This window comes from Streptomyces agglomeratus (assembly GCF_001746415.1).
GTDB lineage: Bacteria > Actinomycetota > Actinomycetes > Streptomycetales > Streptomycetaceae > Streptomyces > Streptomyces agglomeratus.
Window position 1 is genome coordinate 6,678,026 of the sequence record NZ_MEHJ01000001.1, and the last position, 18,041, is coordinate 6,696,066.

The following is an 18,041-nucleotide window of genomic DNA, read 5'->3' on the forward strand; positions in this document are numbered from 1 at the left end:
ATGCGGGGGTTTTGTCTGAGCATGTGGATTGGGGTTCGGGGTGTGTTGAGGTTCCGGGTGGGGTGGTGGATTGGCCGGGTTCGGGTGGGCCTCGGCGTGCGGGTGTGTCGGCGTTCGGGATTAGTGGGACGAATGCGCATGTGATTTTGGAGGGGGGTCCGGGTTCGGCGGCTGATGTGGGTTCGGTAGGTGTTTCCCGGGTCTCGGTTTCGGGTGGTGCGGTCGCTTCGGGTGCTGTTGGGGTTCCTGATTCGGGTGCTCCGGTGGTGGCTGGTGCTGGTGCTGGTGCTGGTGCTGGTGTGGGTGTTTCGGGTGCGGGGTTGCCGGTTTCGTGGGGGCTGTCGGCGGTTTCTGGTGTGGCGTTGCGGGCTCAGGCGGCGAATCTTCGGGTGTTCTTGGAGGAGCGTCCTGAGTTGACGGCGGCGGAGGTGGGGTGGTCGCTGGCGTCGACGCGGTCGACGTTCGATCACCGCGCTGTGGTGGTGGGTGAGGACCGTACGGAACTCCTCACCGGACTCGAAGCGTTGGCTGCCGGAGAGCCTTCCGCCCACGTCGTCTCCGGTGCCGCGACGGCCACGGGCGGCACCGTCTTCGTCTTCCCCGGCCAGGGCTCGCAGTGGGCCGGCATGGCGGGAGAACTCCTCGACTCGTCCGAGGTGTTCGCGGCCTCCGTGCGCGAGTGCGCGGACGCGCTCGCCCCGTACGTCGACTGGTCGCTGCTCGACGTACTGCGCGGTGTGCCGGGGGCGCCCACACTGGAGCGCGTCGACGTGGTCCAGCCGGCGCTGTTCGCGGTGATGGTGTCACTGACGGCCGTGTGGCGTTCCCTCGGCATCGAACCGGACGCGGTCGTCGGGCATTCGCAGGGCGAGATCGCCGCCGCTCATGTGGCGGGCGCGCTCAGCCTGGAGGACGCGGCCCGTGTGGTCGCCCTCCGCTCCCGGGCCATCACGGCGATGGCCGGCAACGGCGGAATGGCCTCCATCCCCCTGTCGTCCCGGGAACTCGCACCCCGGCTGGCCCGCTGGGGCGGTCGCATCCACATCGCCACCGTCAACGGCCCCTCCTCGACCACCGTCTCGGCGGACACCGCCACTCTGGAGGAGCTGCTGAGCGCGTGTGCGGACGAGGGGATCCAGGCCCGCCGGATCGCCGTCGACTACGCCTCTCACTCCCCGCACGTCGAAGTGCTCCACGACCGGATCGTCGAGCTCCTCTCGGACATCACGCCGCGGAGCCCGGAGCTGCCCTTCTACTCGACGGTGACCGGTGAGCCGTCGGTCGTCACCGGGAAGCTCGACGCCGAGTACTGGTACCGCAACCTGCGGCAGACCGTGGAGTTCGAGCGGGCGACCCGGACCCTGCTCGCGGACGGCCACCTGACCTTCGTCGAAGTCAGCCCGCACCCCGTACTGACGATGGCGGTCCAGGACACCGCGGACTCCACCGGCGGCGGCGCCGCCGCGCAGGCGCTGGTGACGGGCACCCTGCGCCGTGACGAAGGCGGCTGGAGGCGCTTCCTCACCTCGGCCGCCCAGGTGCACACCCATGGCCCGGCCGCCGACTGGACAGCCGTGCCGACGCTCGGGGACGTACGGACGGTCGAGCTGCCCACGTACGCCTTCCAGGGCGAGCGGTACTGGCTCGACACCCCGGCCCGGACGGGCGACGTGACCTCGGCCGGTCTGCTGCCGGCCGAACACGCGCTGCTGGGCGCGGCGGTCCAGCTGGCCGGCAGCGGAGAGACGGTGTTCACCGGCCGGCTGACCCCGGACGCCCTGCCCTGGCCGGCCGGCGGGGCGGGCCTCGACGACGTGACCGTGACCGTGCCCGGTTCCGTGTTCACCGAGCTCGTGCTGCACGCCGGCGAGCATGCCGGGTGCCCCTGGGTGGAGCACCTGACGCTGGACGCACCGCTCACCCTGTCGGCCGGGCACCCCTGTCAACTTCAGGTCACCGTACGGCCGGTGGGCGCCTCCGGAGATCACGAAATCCTTGTGCACTCCCGCCCCGAGGGCGACGACGGCGACTGGACGCGGCACGCCACCGCCACCGTCCGGCCCGTCGGCGCTCCGGACGGCGCCGACGAGGACGCGTACGCACTCGACGGCGCCTGGCCCCCGCCGGGAGCGGTCCCGGTCGACCTCACCCGTGCGCGCGAGGAGACGCAGGAGCGCACGGACGGCTACGGGGCGGCGTTCGAAGGGCTTCAGGCGCTGTGGCGGCTCGGCTCGCAGCTGTACGCGGAGGTGTCGCTCGCGGACGAACAGCACGCCGAGGCCGACGGCTTCGGCATCCACCCCGCGCTGCTGGACGCAGCCGTGTGCGCGCTCGCCGTCGACCCGGGCGACGGGAGCGACACCACCGTCGTACGGCAGGCGGTGTCCTGGACCGGGCTGCGTCTCTGCGCCACGGGAGCCACCGCGGTACGCGTACACCTGTCTCCGGCGGACGCCGGCCGGTACCGGCTGACGCTGGCCGACCCGGCGGGGCGGCCGGTCGCCGTCGCCGACACCCTCACCCCGGCGCCGGTCGCCGACGACAGGACACGGCGCCCGCGAGGCACGGCCGACGGCCGGCTCTTCCACCTCGCCTGGCCGGAGCTGCCCCGGCCCACCGGTAACGCGCCCGGGAAGTGGGCTCTGCTCGGGGACGACACTGCCCTCGTGCGCGAGCTGGCGAACGCCGGTGTGGCCGTACGGAGTTACCCCGACCCGGCGGCGCTGCAAGCGGCCCGCGCCCTCGGCGCCCCCGCGCCGGACGTCGTACTGGCCGTCGGCACCGCCCCGGCCGCCCCGCCCACCGCGTCCGTGGCCGCACCCGGCTCACCCCCGCCGGACGGCCCGGCCGAGCGTGCCCACCGGGCGACCGCCGGGGTCCTCGACCTGCTGCGCGGCTGGCTCCCGGGCGAGTACGCCGCCGACTCGCGGCTCGTCGTACTCACGCGCGGCGCCGTCGCCGCCCGGACGGGCGAGGACGTGACCGAGCTGTCCGGCGCCGCCGTCTGGGGCCTCGTCCGCAGCGCCCAGGCCGAACACCCGGACCGCCTGACCCTGGTCGACATCGACGACTCGCTCCCGGCGCTGCGGGCACTGCCCGCCGCTCTGGCCGCGGGGGAACCGCAACTGGCGGTGCGCGAGGGACGGCTGTACGTACCACGCCTGACCCGGAAGATCCCCGGACCGCAGGCGCCCGCCCGGCCCCTCGACCCCGAGGGAACCGTCCTCATCACCGGCGGCACCGGTACCCTCGGCCGGCTCGTCGCCCGGCACCTGGCAGCCACGCACGGCGTACGCCATCTGCTGCTGACCAGCCGCCGCGGCCCGGCCGCCGACGGTGTCGAGCAGCTTCGCGCCGAATGCGCCGCGACGGGCACCGAGCTGACCGTCGCCGCCTGTGACGCGGCCGACCCGGAGGCTCTGCGCGCGACGCTGGAGTCGGTCCCCGCCGGCCACCCGCTCACCGCGGTCGTGCACGCCGCCGGCGTCCTCGACGACGCCACGCTGGAGGCGCTCACCCCGGAGCAGCTCCACGCGGTGCTGCGGCCCAAGGCCGACGCCGCGTGGAACCTGCACCGGCTCACCGCCCACCTGGACCTGGCGGCCTTCGTCCTGTACTCCTCGGTCACCGGCGTCATCGGCACGCCGGGGCAGGCGAACTACGCGGCTGCCAACGCGTTCCTCGACGGCCTGGCCGCGCACCGGCACGCGCACGGACAGCCCGCCACCAGCCTCGCCTGGGGGTACTGGGCCGAGTCCAGCGGGATGACGGGGCACCTCTCGCAGGCCGACGTGGCACGGATGGCCCGTACCGGCGTCGACGCCCTGCCCACCGAGGAGGCGCTCGCTCTCTTCGACGCCGCCCTCGCCTCCGGACAGCCGGTCCTGACACCGGCCCGCATCACCACCACGCGCCTGCGCGAGCTGGCCCGCACCGCTCCGCTTCCCGCGGTGCTGCGCGGACTGGTCCGCTCCCCGTCCCGGCGTACGGCCGGCGCCGCCGAGCCCGGCGGCGACTCGTGGGAACGGCGCCTGTCCGCCCTGGCCGAGCCCGAGCAGAGGGCCCTGCTCCTCGAACTGGTCACCGGCCACGCGGCCACGGTCCTCGGCGGCGCCCCCGGAACCATCGAAGCCGGCCGGGCCTTCAAGGAGCTGGGCTTCGACTCCCTGACCGCCGTCGAACTGCGCAACAGACTCAGCGCGGCCACGGGCCTGCGACTGGCGGCGACCGTGGTCTTCAACCACCCGACAGCCGCAGCGCTCGCGGCTCATCTGCAGGAGCTGCTCGCCACCGGCGCCGCTCCCGACGACAACCCCTCGGCCCTGGCCCGGCTCGACCTGCTCGAAGCCGCCCTGGGCTCGCTCGATCCGGCGGACGAGAACACCCGCGATGCGGTCGCCGGAAGGCTCCAGGCCCTGTTGCGGAAGGTCGAACGGCCCAGCGGGGACCTTACGCGGGAAATTCTGTCGGCGACGCCCGACGAGATCTTCGAACTCATCGACAACCGACTCGGCCGAAAGCCTCGGGCAGGTTCGGATAACCAAAGGGTCAATCATGACGAACGAAGCGAAGCTCGCCGAATACCTCAAGCGCGTGACGGTCGAACTCCACGAGACTGAGCAGCGCCTCCACGCCATTGAAGAACGTGCCCATGAGCCGGTGGCTGTGGTGGGTATGGGGTGTCGTTTTCCGGGGGGTGTGGTTTCTCCGGAGGGGTTGTGGCGGTTGGTGGTTGATGGGGTGGATGCGGTTTCGGGGTTTCCTGTTGATCGTGGTTGGGATGTGGGTGGTTTGTTTCATCCGGATCCGGATCATGTGGGGACGTCGTATGTGCGGCGTGGTGGGTTTGTTCGGGGTGTTGCTGAGTTTGATGCGGGGTTTTTTGGTATTTCGCCGCGTGAGGCGGTGGCGATGGATCCGCAGCAGCGTTTGTTGTTGGAGACGTCGTGGGAGGCGGTGGAGCGGGCTCGTATTGATCCGTTGTCGTTGCGGGGGAGTCGGACGGGGGTTTTTGCGGGGGTTATTCATAATGGGTATGGGCCGTCGTTGGATGCGGCTCCTGGTGGGGTTCAGGGTTTTTTGTTGACGGGGAATACGCCGAGTGTGGCGTCGGGTCGTGTGGCGTATGTGTTGGGTTTGGTGGGGCCGGCGTTGACGATTGATACGGCGTGTTCGTCGTCGTTGGTGGCGTTGCATCAGGCGTGTGTGTCGTTGCGTCGGGGTGAGTGTGATTTGGCGTTGGCGGCGGGTGCGACGGTGATGCCGCATCCGGGGATGTTTGTGGAGTTCAGTCGTCAGCGGGGGTTGGCGGCGGATGGTCGGTGCAAGCCGTTTGCGGCGGGTGCTGATGGGACGGTGTGGGGTGAGGGTGCTGCGTCGTTGGTGTTGGAGCGGTTGAGTGATGCGGTGAGTTTGGGTCATCCGGTGTTGGCGGTGGTTGCTGGTTCTGCGGTGAATCAGGATGGGGCGAGTAATGGGTTGACTGCGCCGAGTGGGGTGGCGCAGGAGCGGGTGATTTTGGGGGCGTTGGCGGATGCGGGGGTGTCGGCGTCGGGTGTGGATGTGGTGGAGGCGCATGGGACGGGGACGGCGTTGGGGGATCCGATTGAGGCTGGTGCGTTGTTGGCGACGTATGGGCGGGAGCGTGTGGGTGGGCGGCCTTTGTTGTTGGGGTCGTTGAAGTCGAATATTGGTCATACGCAGGCGGCTGCTGGTTTGGCTGGTGTGATCAAGATGGTGATGGCGATGCGGGCGGGGGTGGTGCCGGGTTCGTTGTATGCGGGGGTTTTGTCTGAGCATGTGGATTGGGGTTCGGGGTGTGTTGAGGTTCCGGGTGGGGTGGTGGATTGGCCGGGTTCGGGTGGGCCTCGGCGTGCGGGTGTGTCGGCGTTCGGGATTAGTGGGACGAATGCGCATGTGATTTTGGAGGGGGGTCCGGGTTCGGCGGCTGATGTGGGTTCGGTGGGTGTTTCCCGGGTCTCGGTTTCGGGTGGTGCGGTCGCTTCGGGTGCTGTTGGACTTTCTGCTTCGGATGCCGGGTTGCCGGTTTCGTGGGGGCTGTCGGCGGTTTCCGGTGTGGCGTTGCGGGCTCAGGCGGCGAATCTTCGGGTGTTCTTGGAGGAGCGTCCTGAGTTGACGGCGGCGGAGGTGGGCTGGTCGCTGGCGTCGACGCGGTCGACGTTCGATCACCGGGCGGTTGTGGTGGGTGAGGACCGTTCGGAACTCCTCACCGGACTCGAAGCGCTGGCCCGGAGCGAAGAGGCTGCGAATCTCGTCCAGGGCAACGGAGGCCGGGGCAAGACGGCGTTCCTGTTCTCCGGTCAGGGCGCCCAGCGGCCCGGCATGGGCCGGGAGCTGTACGACGCCTACCCCGTCTTCGCCGAAGCCCTCGACGAGGTCTGCGGCCATCTCGACCCGCACCTCGACCGCCCGCTGCGTGAGCTGATGTTCGCCGCGCCGGAATCCGCGGACGGGGAACTGCTCCGCCGGACCGGATACGCGCAACCCGCTCTCTTGGCCCTGGAGACCGCCCTCTACCGGCTCGTCACGTCCCGCGGACCCGCACCCGACTTCCTGATCGGACACTCCGTCGGCGAGATAAGCGCGGCGCACGCCGCCGGCGTCATGACCCTGGCCGACGCCTGCGCCCTCGTCGCCGCGCGGGCCCGGCTGATGCAGGCCGCACCGGAAAGCGGCGGCATGATCGCGGTCGAGGCGAGCGAGAAGGAGATGCGTCTGTGCGTCGCCGACTTCGACGACAGCGTGGCCATAGCCGCAGTCAACTCCCCGCGCTCCGTCGTCATATCGGGCGAGGACGCGACCATCGGCAAGGTCGCCGCCTACTGGGAGGACTGCGGTCGCCGCACCACGCGGCTCCGGGTGAGCCACGCCTTCCACTCCGCCCTGATGGACGGCGTACTGGACGACTTCCACGCCGTGGCCCGGACCGTCACCTATAGCGCGCCCCGGGTCCCCGTCGTATCGAACCTGACGGGCCGGCCGGCGGTCGACGACGAGCTGCGTTCCCCCGACTACTGGACCGGTCAACTCCGTCGCACCGTACGGTTCATGGACGGTGTGGAGCACCTGCTCGCCGAGGGCGTCACCACCTTCCTCGAACTCGGCCCCGACGCGACGCTCACCGGCCTCGTCCAGGACTGCGCGGCGGTCGCCGCTCCCGGCCACGAGCGCACTCTGGCCGCCGTACTCCGCCGGGACCGGCCCGAGGCACGCACCCTCGCGCTGGCCCTGTGCGAAGCGCACGCGGCGAACACCACGGTCGCGCGCCCCGACTTCGGCCACTCCGGCGCGACGCGTCAGGTGGACCTGCCCACGTACGCCTTCCAGGGCCGCCGCCACTGGCTCGGCGACATGGAAGCCGCCGCCGGGCCCGCCGGTCCTCGCCGTGGCTCCGCGGACCACCCGCTGCTCGGCGGCGGCATCGAACTCGCCGGCACCCCGAACCGCTGGTTCGCCCACGAACTCTCGGCCGGTCACCCCTGGTTCGTCCGCGAACACCGGGTGGCCGGACGGCCGGTGCTGCCCGGCACCGCGATGATCGAGTGGGCGCTGGCCGCCGTACGCGCGACGACGCGGCCGGAGCCCGCCGCCTGGACCCTGGAGGGCCTGACCTTCAACGCGTTCATGCCGTTCACGGACGACGGACCGCCGTTCACCGTGCAGGCGGTGGTCGAGGCGGCCACCGGCACCCACCGCGTGCGCTGCCTCAGCCGGCGGCCCGACCACGGTGAGCCCGCCGGGGCCGACGACCTCTGGACCGAGCACGCCACCGTGGCCTCCGCCGGACCGGGCGGCCGGCGGCGCCCGCCCGCGACGGGCGCGGCGGACGCCACCGAGGCCATGACGGAGCTCGCGACCACCGATCTGTACGCGTACTTCCAGCGGATCGGCCTCGACTACGGCCCGGCCTTCAGGGCCCTGCGCGAGGTACGGCGCGGCGGCGACCGGGCGGTCGCGCTGATCGTGGCCGAAGAGGCCGCCCAGGACGAGGACGCCTACCTGCTGCACCCGGTGGTGCTCGACGCCTGCTTCCAGATGCTCGTCGCGTTCACGGCCGACGACGAGACCCTGCGGGTGCCCGCGGCCGTCGACCGGATGGACGTCTACGGTCCCTTGCCGGCCCGGGTCCGGTGCCACGCGCACCGGCGCGAGGAGACGGCCTCCGGCGACGTGGTGCTGGACCTGGAGGTGTCCTCGGAGACCGGCGAAGTCCTGGCCACCGTCGAGGGGCTGCGCTTTCGCGCGGTTCCCCGCTCCGCCCTCGCCGAGGTCGCGAGCCTGCCGCCCCGCCGGTACGCGCTCACCTGGCAGCCCCGTGCCGACCGGCCGCAGGGCGGGACCGCGGCGGGCGTCAGGCCGGGCACCTGGGTGGTGTGCGCGCCCGGAGCCGGCGTGGCCGAAGCCTGGCGCGACCGGCTGACCGCGCTCGGCGCCTCCGCCGTGGCCGTGGTCACCGGGTCCGCCGTCACACCGAAGGGACCCGGCACGCTCCACCTGGACGCCGACTCGCCCGAAGACATCCAGCGGGTGCTGGAAGCGGTGCGCGAGACGGGCCGGCCCGTCGGCGGCCTCATCCTCCACCCGGAACTCGGCGACGCTCACCACACCGAACCCGGCGAGGTCGAGCCCGCCGAGCCCGGCGGCGCCGCGCACACGCCGCCCCCCGGCGGCGCGGGAGCGTACGGCGACCAGGTCGTCGAGAACACGTACCGGCTCGCCCGTCGCACCAGCGCGCTGCTCGCGGGCTTCCTGCGCGCCTTCGCGGCCGAACGCCCCGAGATCGTCGTCTGTTCCAGGGGAGCGACGACGCCGGACGGCGACGGCGCGGCGCCGGACCCGGCCCAGTCCGTACTCACCGCTCTCACCACGTCGGTCGTGGCCGAGTACCCGGACCTGACCTGCGTGCAGGTCGACCTCGACCCCGCCGCGCCCGCCCCCACGGCGGCGGAGGTCCTCGGCCAGGTGGCGGATCTCGACGGCTCCGGTCACCTCGCGCTGCGGGGCGGCCACTGGTACGAGGCCCGGCTGCACGACCAGGAGCCGGGCGGGGAGCCGCCGCGGGACGCCGGGCCGGAACAGGTTCCCGTACGCGCCGACGCCACCTATCTCGTCACCGGCGGCCTGGGCGGTCTCGGGCTGGCCACCGCTTCCTGGCTGGCCGGCCGGGGAGCCGGATGCCTCCTGCTGGTGGGCCGCACGCTGCCCGCCGGGGAGCCGCCCGAGGTGGCGGCGCTGCGCGCCCGAGGCGTGCGCGTCGAGCTGCGCCGGGCCGACGTGGCCGACGCGGCCGCCGTCGGCGAGGTACTGGAGTACGCGCGGCGCGAACTGCCGCCGCTGCGCGGCGTGGTGCACGCGGCCGGTGTGGTCGCCGACGCCGTGCTGGAGCAGGCCGACTGGCCGCTGCTCAGCCGGGTGATGGACCCGAAGGTCAGGGGAGCGTGGAACCTCCACCACCGCACGGCGGACCTCGGTCTCGACTTCTTCGTTCTGTACTCGGCCCTGGGAGCGCTGATCGGCCTGAACGGCCAGTCCGGGTACCTGATGGCCAACGCCTTCCTGGACTCGCTCGCCGTTCACCGCAGGGCCCACGGCCTGCCCGCGCTGAGCGTGGGCTGGGGCGCCTGGGCGGGGACCGGCATGGCGGCCGACGGCGGCCTCCTGGAGCGGTTCTCCGCGTCGGGCATCCACGGCATGCCGGCGGCCGGGGCGCTGGAGGCGCTCGGCCGCCTGTCGGCGGACTGTCCCCCGCATGTCGCCCTGGCAGCCGTCGACTGGCGCCGGTACACGGCCGCGCACACACGCAGCCGCCCGTACACGCTGCTCGCCGACGTCACACCGCTCGGCTCCTCCCCGGCCGGTGAGACCACGGAGCCGGCCGGCCCCGGCCTGCCCGACCTGTCCGCACTCGTACTGACCCGGCCCCAGGAGGCCGCGGAGGCGGCGCTCGAGCAGCTGCTGGCCGTGGTGGCGGTGCTGCTCGGGATGTCCGCGAAGGAGCGGGACGCCATGCGGCCCACCTTCCGGCACAAGCACCTCAACGAGCTCGGGTTCGACTCGCTGACGACGATCCGGCTGCGCAACCGGCTGCGCGCCGACTTCTCGGCCGACGTGTCCGCGGACTTCCTCTTCGGAGGCGGTACGGCGCTGGAGATCGCCGAGTCGATCTGCGCCCAGCTGCGGACCATGAGCGTCCTGGCGACCGACGACGACGTGTCGGCCGACGGAGCCGAGACCGAAGTGCTCACCCTGTGACCGTCCCGGCGCCACCTCTTCGGCCCGGCCCCGGGCCCCTCTGTGCGACTCGTCAACTGGCGGACAAGGAGACACCGCTGTGAGCGAAAGCGGACCCCGTACGGTCCCGGACCTGCTCGATGAACTGGCGCAGGCGGGAATCAAGCTCAGGCTGGTGACAGCGGACCGGATCGAGGTGATCGCCCCCAAGGGAGGGCTCTCCGCCGGTCTCCGGGAGCGGATCGGCCGGCACAAGCCGGAACTCGTCGCCTGGCTCGACGGCACGCGGACACGCCGGGAGGCGGAGACCGAACTGCCGGTGATCACGCCCGACGACGCGAACCTGTACGAACCGTTCGCGCCGTCGGACCTCCAGATGTCGTTCATCATGGGCGGCCGGGAGGGCTTCGAGTACTACGTACGGCCGCACCAGTACATGGAGTACGACCTCCCCGGGGCCGACCCCGGGCGACTGGAGAAGGCGCTCAACCAGGAGCTGGAGTACCAGCGGCGGAACCTGGTCGTGGTCCGCGAGGACCTGCGGCTCCAGACGGTCCGTGACCCGGCGCCCGCGCGGATCGAGGTGTTCGACGTCCGCCATCTCCCGGCGGCCGGGGCGGACGCCCATGTGGAGCGGGTCCGGGAGGCGATGAAACGCCAGGAACCCGTGCACGACCGCTGGCCCTGGGTGGACATGCGGCTGTCCCTCCTGCCCGGCGGCAGCGCCAAGCTCCACTACAACAACAACAACCTCTTCAGCGACGCCCCGGCGACCCTGCGGTTCATCAGCGCGGTCCTGCGCCGCTACGAGCGTCCCGGGGAAACCGGGCCCGAACTGGAGATCAGCTACCGGGACTGCGTGCGAGCCCTGGCCGAGCTGGAGGAGTCGCCCCTCGGCCGCGCCTCCATGAAGTACTGGACCGACCGGATCGCCGGATGGCCCGAGGCGCCGGAGATCCCGCTGGCGAGCGGCGCCGATCCGCGCCGGCGGTCGAAGCTGGAGCGCCGGGAGATGCTCTTCGCACCCGAGGTCTGGGAGTCCCTGAAGCAGAAGGCGGCCGCCCGCAACCTCACAACGACCAACGTCCTGTGCGGTGTTCACGCGGAGGTGCTCTCCTTCTGGAGCGGCTCCCGGCACTTCCTCCTGAACAACATGATCACGCACCGGCTTCCGCTGCACCCGCAGATGAGCGAGGTGTTCGGCAACTTCGCCTCGCTCTACCCGCTGGAGGTCGACTGGCGGCACGAGGAGGGGTTCGAGGACCGCGTACGCCGCCTCCAGAAGCAGGTCCTGTCCGACGTGGAACACGTCTACTGGAGCGGCGTCAAGGTGCTCCAGGCGCTCAACCAGCACCGGCGTACACCGGGCAAGGCGGTCTGCCCGTACGCCGTGGGCAGCGCGCTGTTCGTCGGAGCGGCCGAGCGACCGGTGCACAGCCTGCTGGAGACCCCGCAGACACTGATCGACTGCGAGTTCTGGGATCTGCGGGACGGCAGTCTCTGGGTCATCTGGGACGTCATCGAGGACATGTTCCCGCCGGGCCTCATCGACGCCATGCTCGACGGTTACCGCACGATCGTCGCGCGGCTCGCCGAGAGCGACGAGGCATGGGAGCAGCGGGCGTTCGAACCGCTGCCCGAGGCGCAGCGGGAGCTGCGCGCCCGGCTCAACGCGTCCTCCGGCGCCGCGCCCGCCGGGCTGCTGCACGACCCCCTCCCCGTGCGGGCCGCCCGGCAGCCCGCGCACCCCGCCGTGATCGCCGCGGACCGCACCCTCACCTACGCGGAACTCGCCGCTGTGGCCGGGCGCCTCGCCGGGACGCTGGCGGAGTCCGGCGTCGGGCCGGGCGACCTGGTGGCCGTCGCGGCGCCGCAGGGGTGGGAGCAGATCGCTTCCGTGCTCGCGGCGCTGACGGGCGGCGCCGCCTACGTGCCGGTGGACCCCGACTGGCCGGCGGACCGGCTGCGTTACGTGCTCCAGGACACCGGGGCCACGGCGGTACTCACCACCCCACCGCTGCGGGACACCCTCGCCTCCCTGACGGACCTGCCCGTGGTGGCCGTCGACGGACCGGAAGCCGGCGCGCCCGCGGCCGGCGACGCGCCGGCGGGAACCCCGCGAGCGTCCCGCGCGCCCGACGACCTCGCGTACGTCATCTACACCTCGGGGTCCACCGGCCGCCCCAAGGGCGCGATGCTGAACCACCGGGGACCGCTCAACACGATCAGCGAGATCAACCGCCGCTTCGACGTCTCCTCGGACGACGTGCTGTTCGGCATCTCCTCGCTCTGCTTCGACCTGTCCGTGTACGACATCTTCGGCGCCCTGGAAGCCGGCGCCACGCTGGTCCTCCCGGAACCGGGCCGGCCCGACCCCGCCTCCTGGACCCGGACGGTCCTGGAACGGGGGGTCACGGTCTGGAACTCCGTGCCTGCGCTGATGCAGCTCTTCGTCGAGGAGGCCGAGGGGTCCGGACTGCGCTTCCCCGCCCTGCGCACGGTGCTGCTCAGCGGTGACTGGATACCCGTCGGCCTGCCGGAGCGGATCCGGGCGGTCGCGCCCGGCGCCCGGGTGATCAGCCTCGGCGGCGCCACCGAGGCGTCGATCTGGTCCATCTGCTTCCCCGTCGACGACCCCGACCCCGCGTGGACCAGCATTCCGTACGGGAAACCACTCGCCCATCAGAGCTGGCACATCCTCGACGAGCTCGGCCGGGACGTTCCCGAGTGGGTCACCGGGCAGCTCTGCGTCGGCGGCGCCGGCCTCGCCGACGGGTATCTGGGAGACCCCGGGAAGACGGCGGCGGCGTTCGTACGCCATCCGCGCACCGGCGAGCGGCTCTACCGGACCGGTGACCTCGGACGCTATCTCCCCGGCGGGGACATCGAGTTCCTCGGCAGGCTCGACTTCCAGGTCAAGATCCAGGGCTTCCGCGTCGAACCCGGCGAGGTCGAGCACGCGCTGCTGGACCTCCCGGAGATCGGGCAGGCCGCCGTGGTGGCGCGCCCCACGGACTCGGGCAAACAGCTCGCCGCCTTCGTGACCGCCCGGGAGGGAGCGGCCGAGCCGGTGCCCTCGGCGGTGCTCGCCGCTCTCGGTGAGCGGCTCGCGGGTTACATGGTGCCCAGCCGGCTCACGGTGCTCGACCGGATGCCGCTGACCTCCAACGGAAAGCTGGACCGCAAGGCGCTGGAGGCCCTGGCCCCGGCCGACGTGGTGTCCGCGCACCGGCCCGTCGAACCCAGGACCGCCACCGAGCGCGCGCTGGTGGAGATCTGGCAGTCGGTCCTGGCGACCGGCCGGATCGGGGTGCACGACGACTTCTTCGATCTGGGCGGGCAGTCCTTCACCGCGTTGCGGGTGATCGGGCAGATCGTCCGCCGGCTGGGGCACCGGGTGCCGCTGGGCACGCTGCTGGAGCGGCGTACGGTCGCCGGGCTGGCCGAGTGGCTCGACACGCGGGAAAGCGACTGGAGCCCCCTGGTCCGGCTGCGGCCGGACGGTGGGGACGGGGACCCGTGGTTCTTCGTCCACCCGGCCGGCGGCAACGTGCTGTGCTACCGCGGGCTCGCGGAGACGCGGGAGAGGCCGTTCCTGGCGTTCCAGGCCCCCGGGCCGGCCACCGGCCAAGAGCCGGTGGACAGCGTGCCGGAGCTGGCGGCCCTCTACGTCCGCGCGCTGCTGGAGGAGCGGCCGCAGGGCCCGTACCGGCTCGGCGGCTGGTCCTCGGGCGCGGTCGTCGCCGTCGAGATGACCCGCCTGCTGGAGGAACGCGGGGAGAAGGTCGAGCGGCTGGTGGTGGTCGACTCGCCCGCGCCCCTCGCCCCCCGGCGCGAGGCCGACGAGACGCAGCTGCTGCTCTGGTTCCTGGAGGACCTCGACATCGGTTTCCGTCCCGGACTGCCCGGCGCGGACCGGTTGCCCGGCCCCGCGGGACCGCCGGCGGCCGTCCGGCTCGGCCGCGCCCTGGACGCCCTGCGGGAGCGGGGCCTGGCCGACACCGGTCTCGACCGGGAGGAACTCGCGGACACCTTCGCGGTGTTCCGCGCCGTGGTGGCGGGCTGCGACCGGTACGCCGCGGCGGCCGTCGCCGCCGACATCACCGTGCTGCGCGCTCAGGACGGGCACCTCAGCGAGTTCGCCGACCACCCGTACGCGACGGCCCCCGACTGGGGCTGGTCGTCGCTGACCACCGGCGCCGTGGACAGCGTGAGCGTCCCCGGTACCCACCACACACTGCTCACCGGCGCGTCGCTGGCTATCGTCGCCGACGCCCTGGACAGCCAACCGTCCCGCGACCGGCGGAACCGGTGACCGCGGACGCGGGAAACGCAGGAGGACGATCCAGTTGATTCAGGACCTGCTCGGCGAACTGCACCGGCGCGGCATCAAGCTGCGGCTGACCGACGGCCGGCTGGACGTGGTGGCTCCCGCCGGGGCACTGACCGCACAGCTGCGCGACACGCTGCGGGAGCGGCGTGACGCCCTGGTCGCGATGCTCCAGGACGTGGCGGTGGACGCCGCGCCGCCGGCGGCCGTCGTGCCCCGTCCCGAGGACCGGCACGAGCCGTTCCCGCTGACCGACATCCAGCACGCCTACTGGGTCGGCCGCGGTTCCGCCGTCGAGCTGGGCGGCGTGTCCACCCACATCTACTTCGAGCTCGAACGTGAGGGACTCGACCCCGGCCGGCTGGAGAGCAGCCTGCGGGCCGTCATCGCCCGCCACGACATGCTGCGCGCTGTCGTACGGCCGGACGGACAGCAGCGCATCCTGGCCGAGGTACCGCCGTACGAGATCGCCGTCGCGGACCTGCGCGGACTGGACCCGGACAAGCAGGAGCAGGAGATCCTGCGCAGCCGGGCCGAGATGGACCACCAGGTGCTCCCGGCGGACCGCTGGCCGCTGTTCGACATCCGTGCCTCCCGGCTGGACGACACGCGGCTGCGCCTGCACATCAGCCTCGACACGCTGATCCTCGACGGGTACAGCATGTACCTGCTCTTCCAGGACTGGCGCCGGTTCTACGAGGACCCCGGCTGGGCGCCCGAGCCGCTGGACCTCTCGTACCGCGATCACGTACTGGCCGAGGAGGCCGCCCAGGAGAGCGTCCGCTACCGCGCCGCCGAGAAGTACTGGCTCGACCGGCTTCCGCAGCTGCCGCCGGCCCCGGCCCTGCCGCTCGCGGTGCAGCCCGGCCTGATCGGCCGCCCCGAGTTCAGCCACCGCGGCGGACGGCTGCGGCGCGAACACTGGACGGCCGTCAAGGAGTTCGCCCGGCAGCACGGGGTGACGCCTTCGGCCGTCCTGATGACGGCCTACGCGGACGTACTGCGCACCTGGTCGAGCGCGCCGGACTTCACGCTCGACCTGACCCTGTTCAACCGCCCGCAGTCCCATCCGCGCATGGGCGAACTCATCGGCGACTTCACGTCCGTGACCCTCCTCGCGGTGCCGGCGCAGCCGGATGAGCCGTTCGCCGGCCGGGTGCGCACGCTCCAGCAGCAGCTCATGCGGGACCTGGAGCACCCCGAGTTCAGCGGGGTCCGGGTGCTGCGCGAGCGGTCCCGGCGCGAGGGCGGCGGCCCGGGAGCGGCCATGCCGGTGGTCTTCACCAGCGCGCTGGTACTGGGGACGGGCGCCGAGGACCCGTCCGAGGGCATCCGGTTCTTCGGCGACGAGATGTACGGCATCACCCAGACCCCCCAGGTGTGGCTGGACCACCAGGTCACCGAGGAGCGGGGTGACCTGCTGTTCAACTGGGACGCCGTGGAGGCCCTGTTCCCGGCCGGGATGCTGGACGACATGTTCGACGCGTACCGCGGCGCGCTGGACCGGCTCGCGGTGGACCCGGTGGCGTGGACGGAGCCGGCGGTGAGCGCCGCGCTGCCGCCGTGGCAGCTGGCGGAGCGCCGCGCCGCCAACGACACCGGCACGGAGATCCCGGTCCGTACGCTCGGCGAACTGGTCGAGTCCCGTGCCCTCGGGTGTCCGGACGCGGTCGCGGTGATCGACGAGTCCGGCGAGCACAGCTACCGCGAGATCCTCGACGGCGCGCGCCGGCTGGCCCACCGGCTGGTCGAACTGGGCGCCGCCCGCGACACGTTGGTCGGCGTCGTACTCGACAAGGGAGTGGACCAGGTCGTCGCCGTACTCGGCATCGCCCTGTCCGGGGCGGCCTACCTGCCGATCGGCCCCGACTGGCCGACCGCCCGGCGGCACCAGCTGCTGGAGCGGGGCGGGACGCGGATCGTGGTGACGTCGGCGGCCCTGCGCGACACACTCGACTGGCCGGCCGGCCCGCACCTGGTCACCCCGGCGGACTCCGAAGTGACCGCGGCCGGCACCGGGCCGGTGGAGGTCTCCGTACGGCCGGACGACCTGGCCTACGTCATCTTCACCTCCGGCTCGACCGGCCTGCCCAAGGGCGTGATGATCGACCACGGCGCCGCGGCCAACACCGTCCAGGACATGAACGAGCGCTTCGGCGTGGGCCCCGCCGACCGGATACTCGCCCTGTCGGCCCTGAGCTTCGACCTCTCCGTGTACGACGTCTTCGGCGCCCTCGCGGCGGGAGCGGCGGTGGTCATGCCGTCGCGCGGCCACGGCCACGACCCCTCGCACTGGGACGAACTGGTACGGCGGCACGGCGTGACGGTCTGGAACTCCGTACCGGCCCTGATGCAGGCGTGGACCGACGCGACCGCGCCGGCGGAAGGCGAGGACGGCCGCGCGTCGAGCGTGCGGCTGGTACTGCTCAGCGGCGACTGGATCCCGGTGTCACTGCCGGCGGCCGTCCGCGCCCGGCACCCCCGGGCCCGACTCGTCGGCCTGGGAGGGGCGACGGAGGCGTCCATCTGGTCCGTGCACCACCCCATCGGCGACGTACCCCCCGAGTGGACGCGCATACCGTACGGCAAGCCCCTCGCCAACCAGACCCTGCACGTCTACGACGCGAACCTCGACCCGTGCCCGGTGTGGACCACGGGGGAGATCTTCATCGGCGGCGCCGGAGTGGCCCGGGGCTACTGGGCGGCTCCGGAACTGACCGCGGAGCGCTTCGTCGTGCATCCGCGGACCGGCGAGCGGCTGTACCGGACCGGAGACCTCGGCCGCTACCTGCCGGGCGGCGACATCGACTTCCTGGGGCGCGCGGACTTCCAGGTCAAGCTCAACGGATACCGCATCGAACTCGGCGAGATCGAGGCGGCCCTGCGCTCGGTGCCGGGCGTCGGCGACGGCCTGGCGGGGGTGGAGACCAACCCTGCGACCGGCCGGCGCCAGCTCGTGGCCCATCTCGTGGCCGAAGTGGGCTCCGGGCACCCGCAGGCGGAGCAGGACCGTGCCGCGGCCGTCCGCTCGGCCATCGGCGAACTCCTGCCGGACTACATGATTCCGCACCACTTCCTGTTCATCGACAAGGTGCCGCTCAGCGCCAACGGCAAGGTCGACCGCGGTGCCCTGCCCGTCCCCTGGGCCGATCTGGCCCCGGCCGAGCAGGTCGCGCCGCGCGACGGGATGGAGAGCCGGCTGATGCGGATGTGGACCGAGGTGCTGGGCCGCGACGACTTCGGAGTCGACGACAACTTCTTCGAGCTGGGCGGCGATTCGCTGCACGCGGTACGGATCCTCACCATGATCCGCCAGGAGGTCGGGCTGGAACAGGACGCGGAGGAAGACCTGGAGATGCTCTTCGACCTCCCCACGATCGCCGAGCTCGCCAAGGGGCTCAGCGGCCGAGCGGAGTCATGACGGCATGTCGCGGACGACTTCCCGGGAAGGGGCACAGCG

Annotated in this window: 3 protein-coding genes and 1 pseudogene; all 4 read left to right on the forward strand. The window is 72.4% G+C overall.

Annotation, left to right across the window (positions count from 1 at the left end):
• Positions 1-362: 362 nt before the first annotated feature.
• A pseudogene (locus AS594_RS48395) lies at positions 363-4,619 on the forward strand (type I polyketide synthase); the annotation flags it as partial.
• Entirely contained in the window at positions 4,552-10,272 is a 5,721-nt protein-coding gene (locus AS594_RS29265; RefSeq protein WP_420877905.1) for an SDR family NAD(P)-dependent oxidoreductase, read from the forward strand. The pseudogene AS594_RS48395 and the gene AS594_RS29265, both read left to right, overlap by 68 nt.
• A 79-nt stretch (positions 10,273-10,351) precedes the next feature.
• Positions 10,352-14,566, forward strand: a complete 4,215-nt coding sequence (locus tag AS594_RS29270) for a non-ribosomal peptide synthetase (RefSeq protein ID WP_069929823.1) — start codon at positions 10,352-10,354, stop codon at positions 14,564-14,566.
• 34 nt (positions 14,567-14,600) lie between these two features.
• Positions 14,601-18,002 carry a non-ribosomal peptide synthetase gene (locus AS594_RS29275; RefSeq protein WP_069929824.1) on the forward strand — a complete coding sequence of 1,134 codons (3,402 nt, stop codon included), beginning with the start codon at positions 14,601-14,603 and terminating at the stop codon, positions 18,000-18,002.
• The last annotated feature ends 39 nt before the right edge of the window (positions 18,003-18,041 follow it).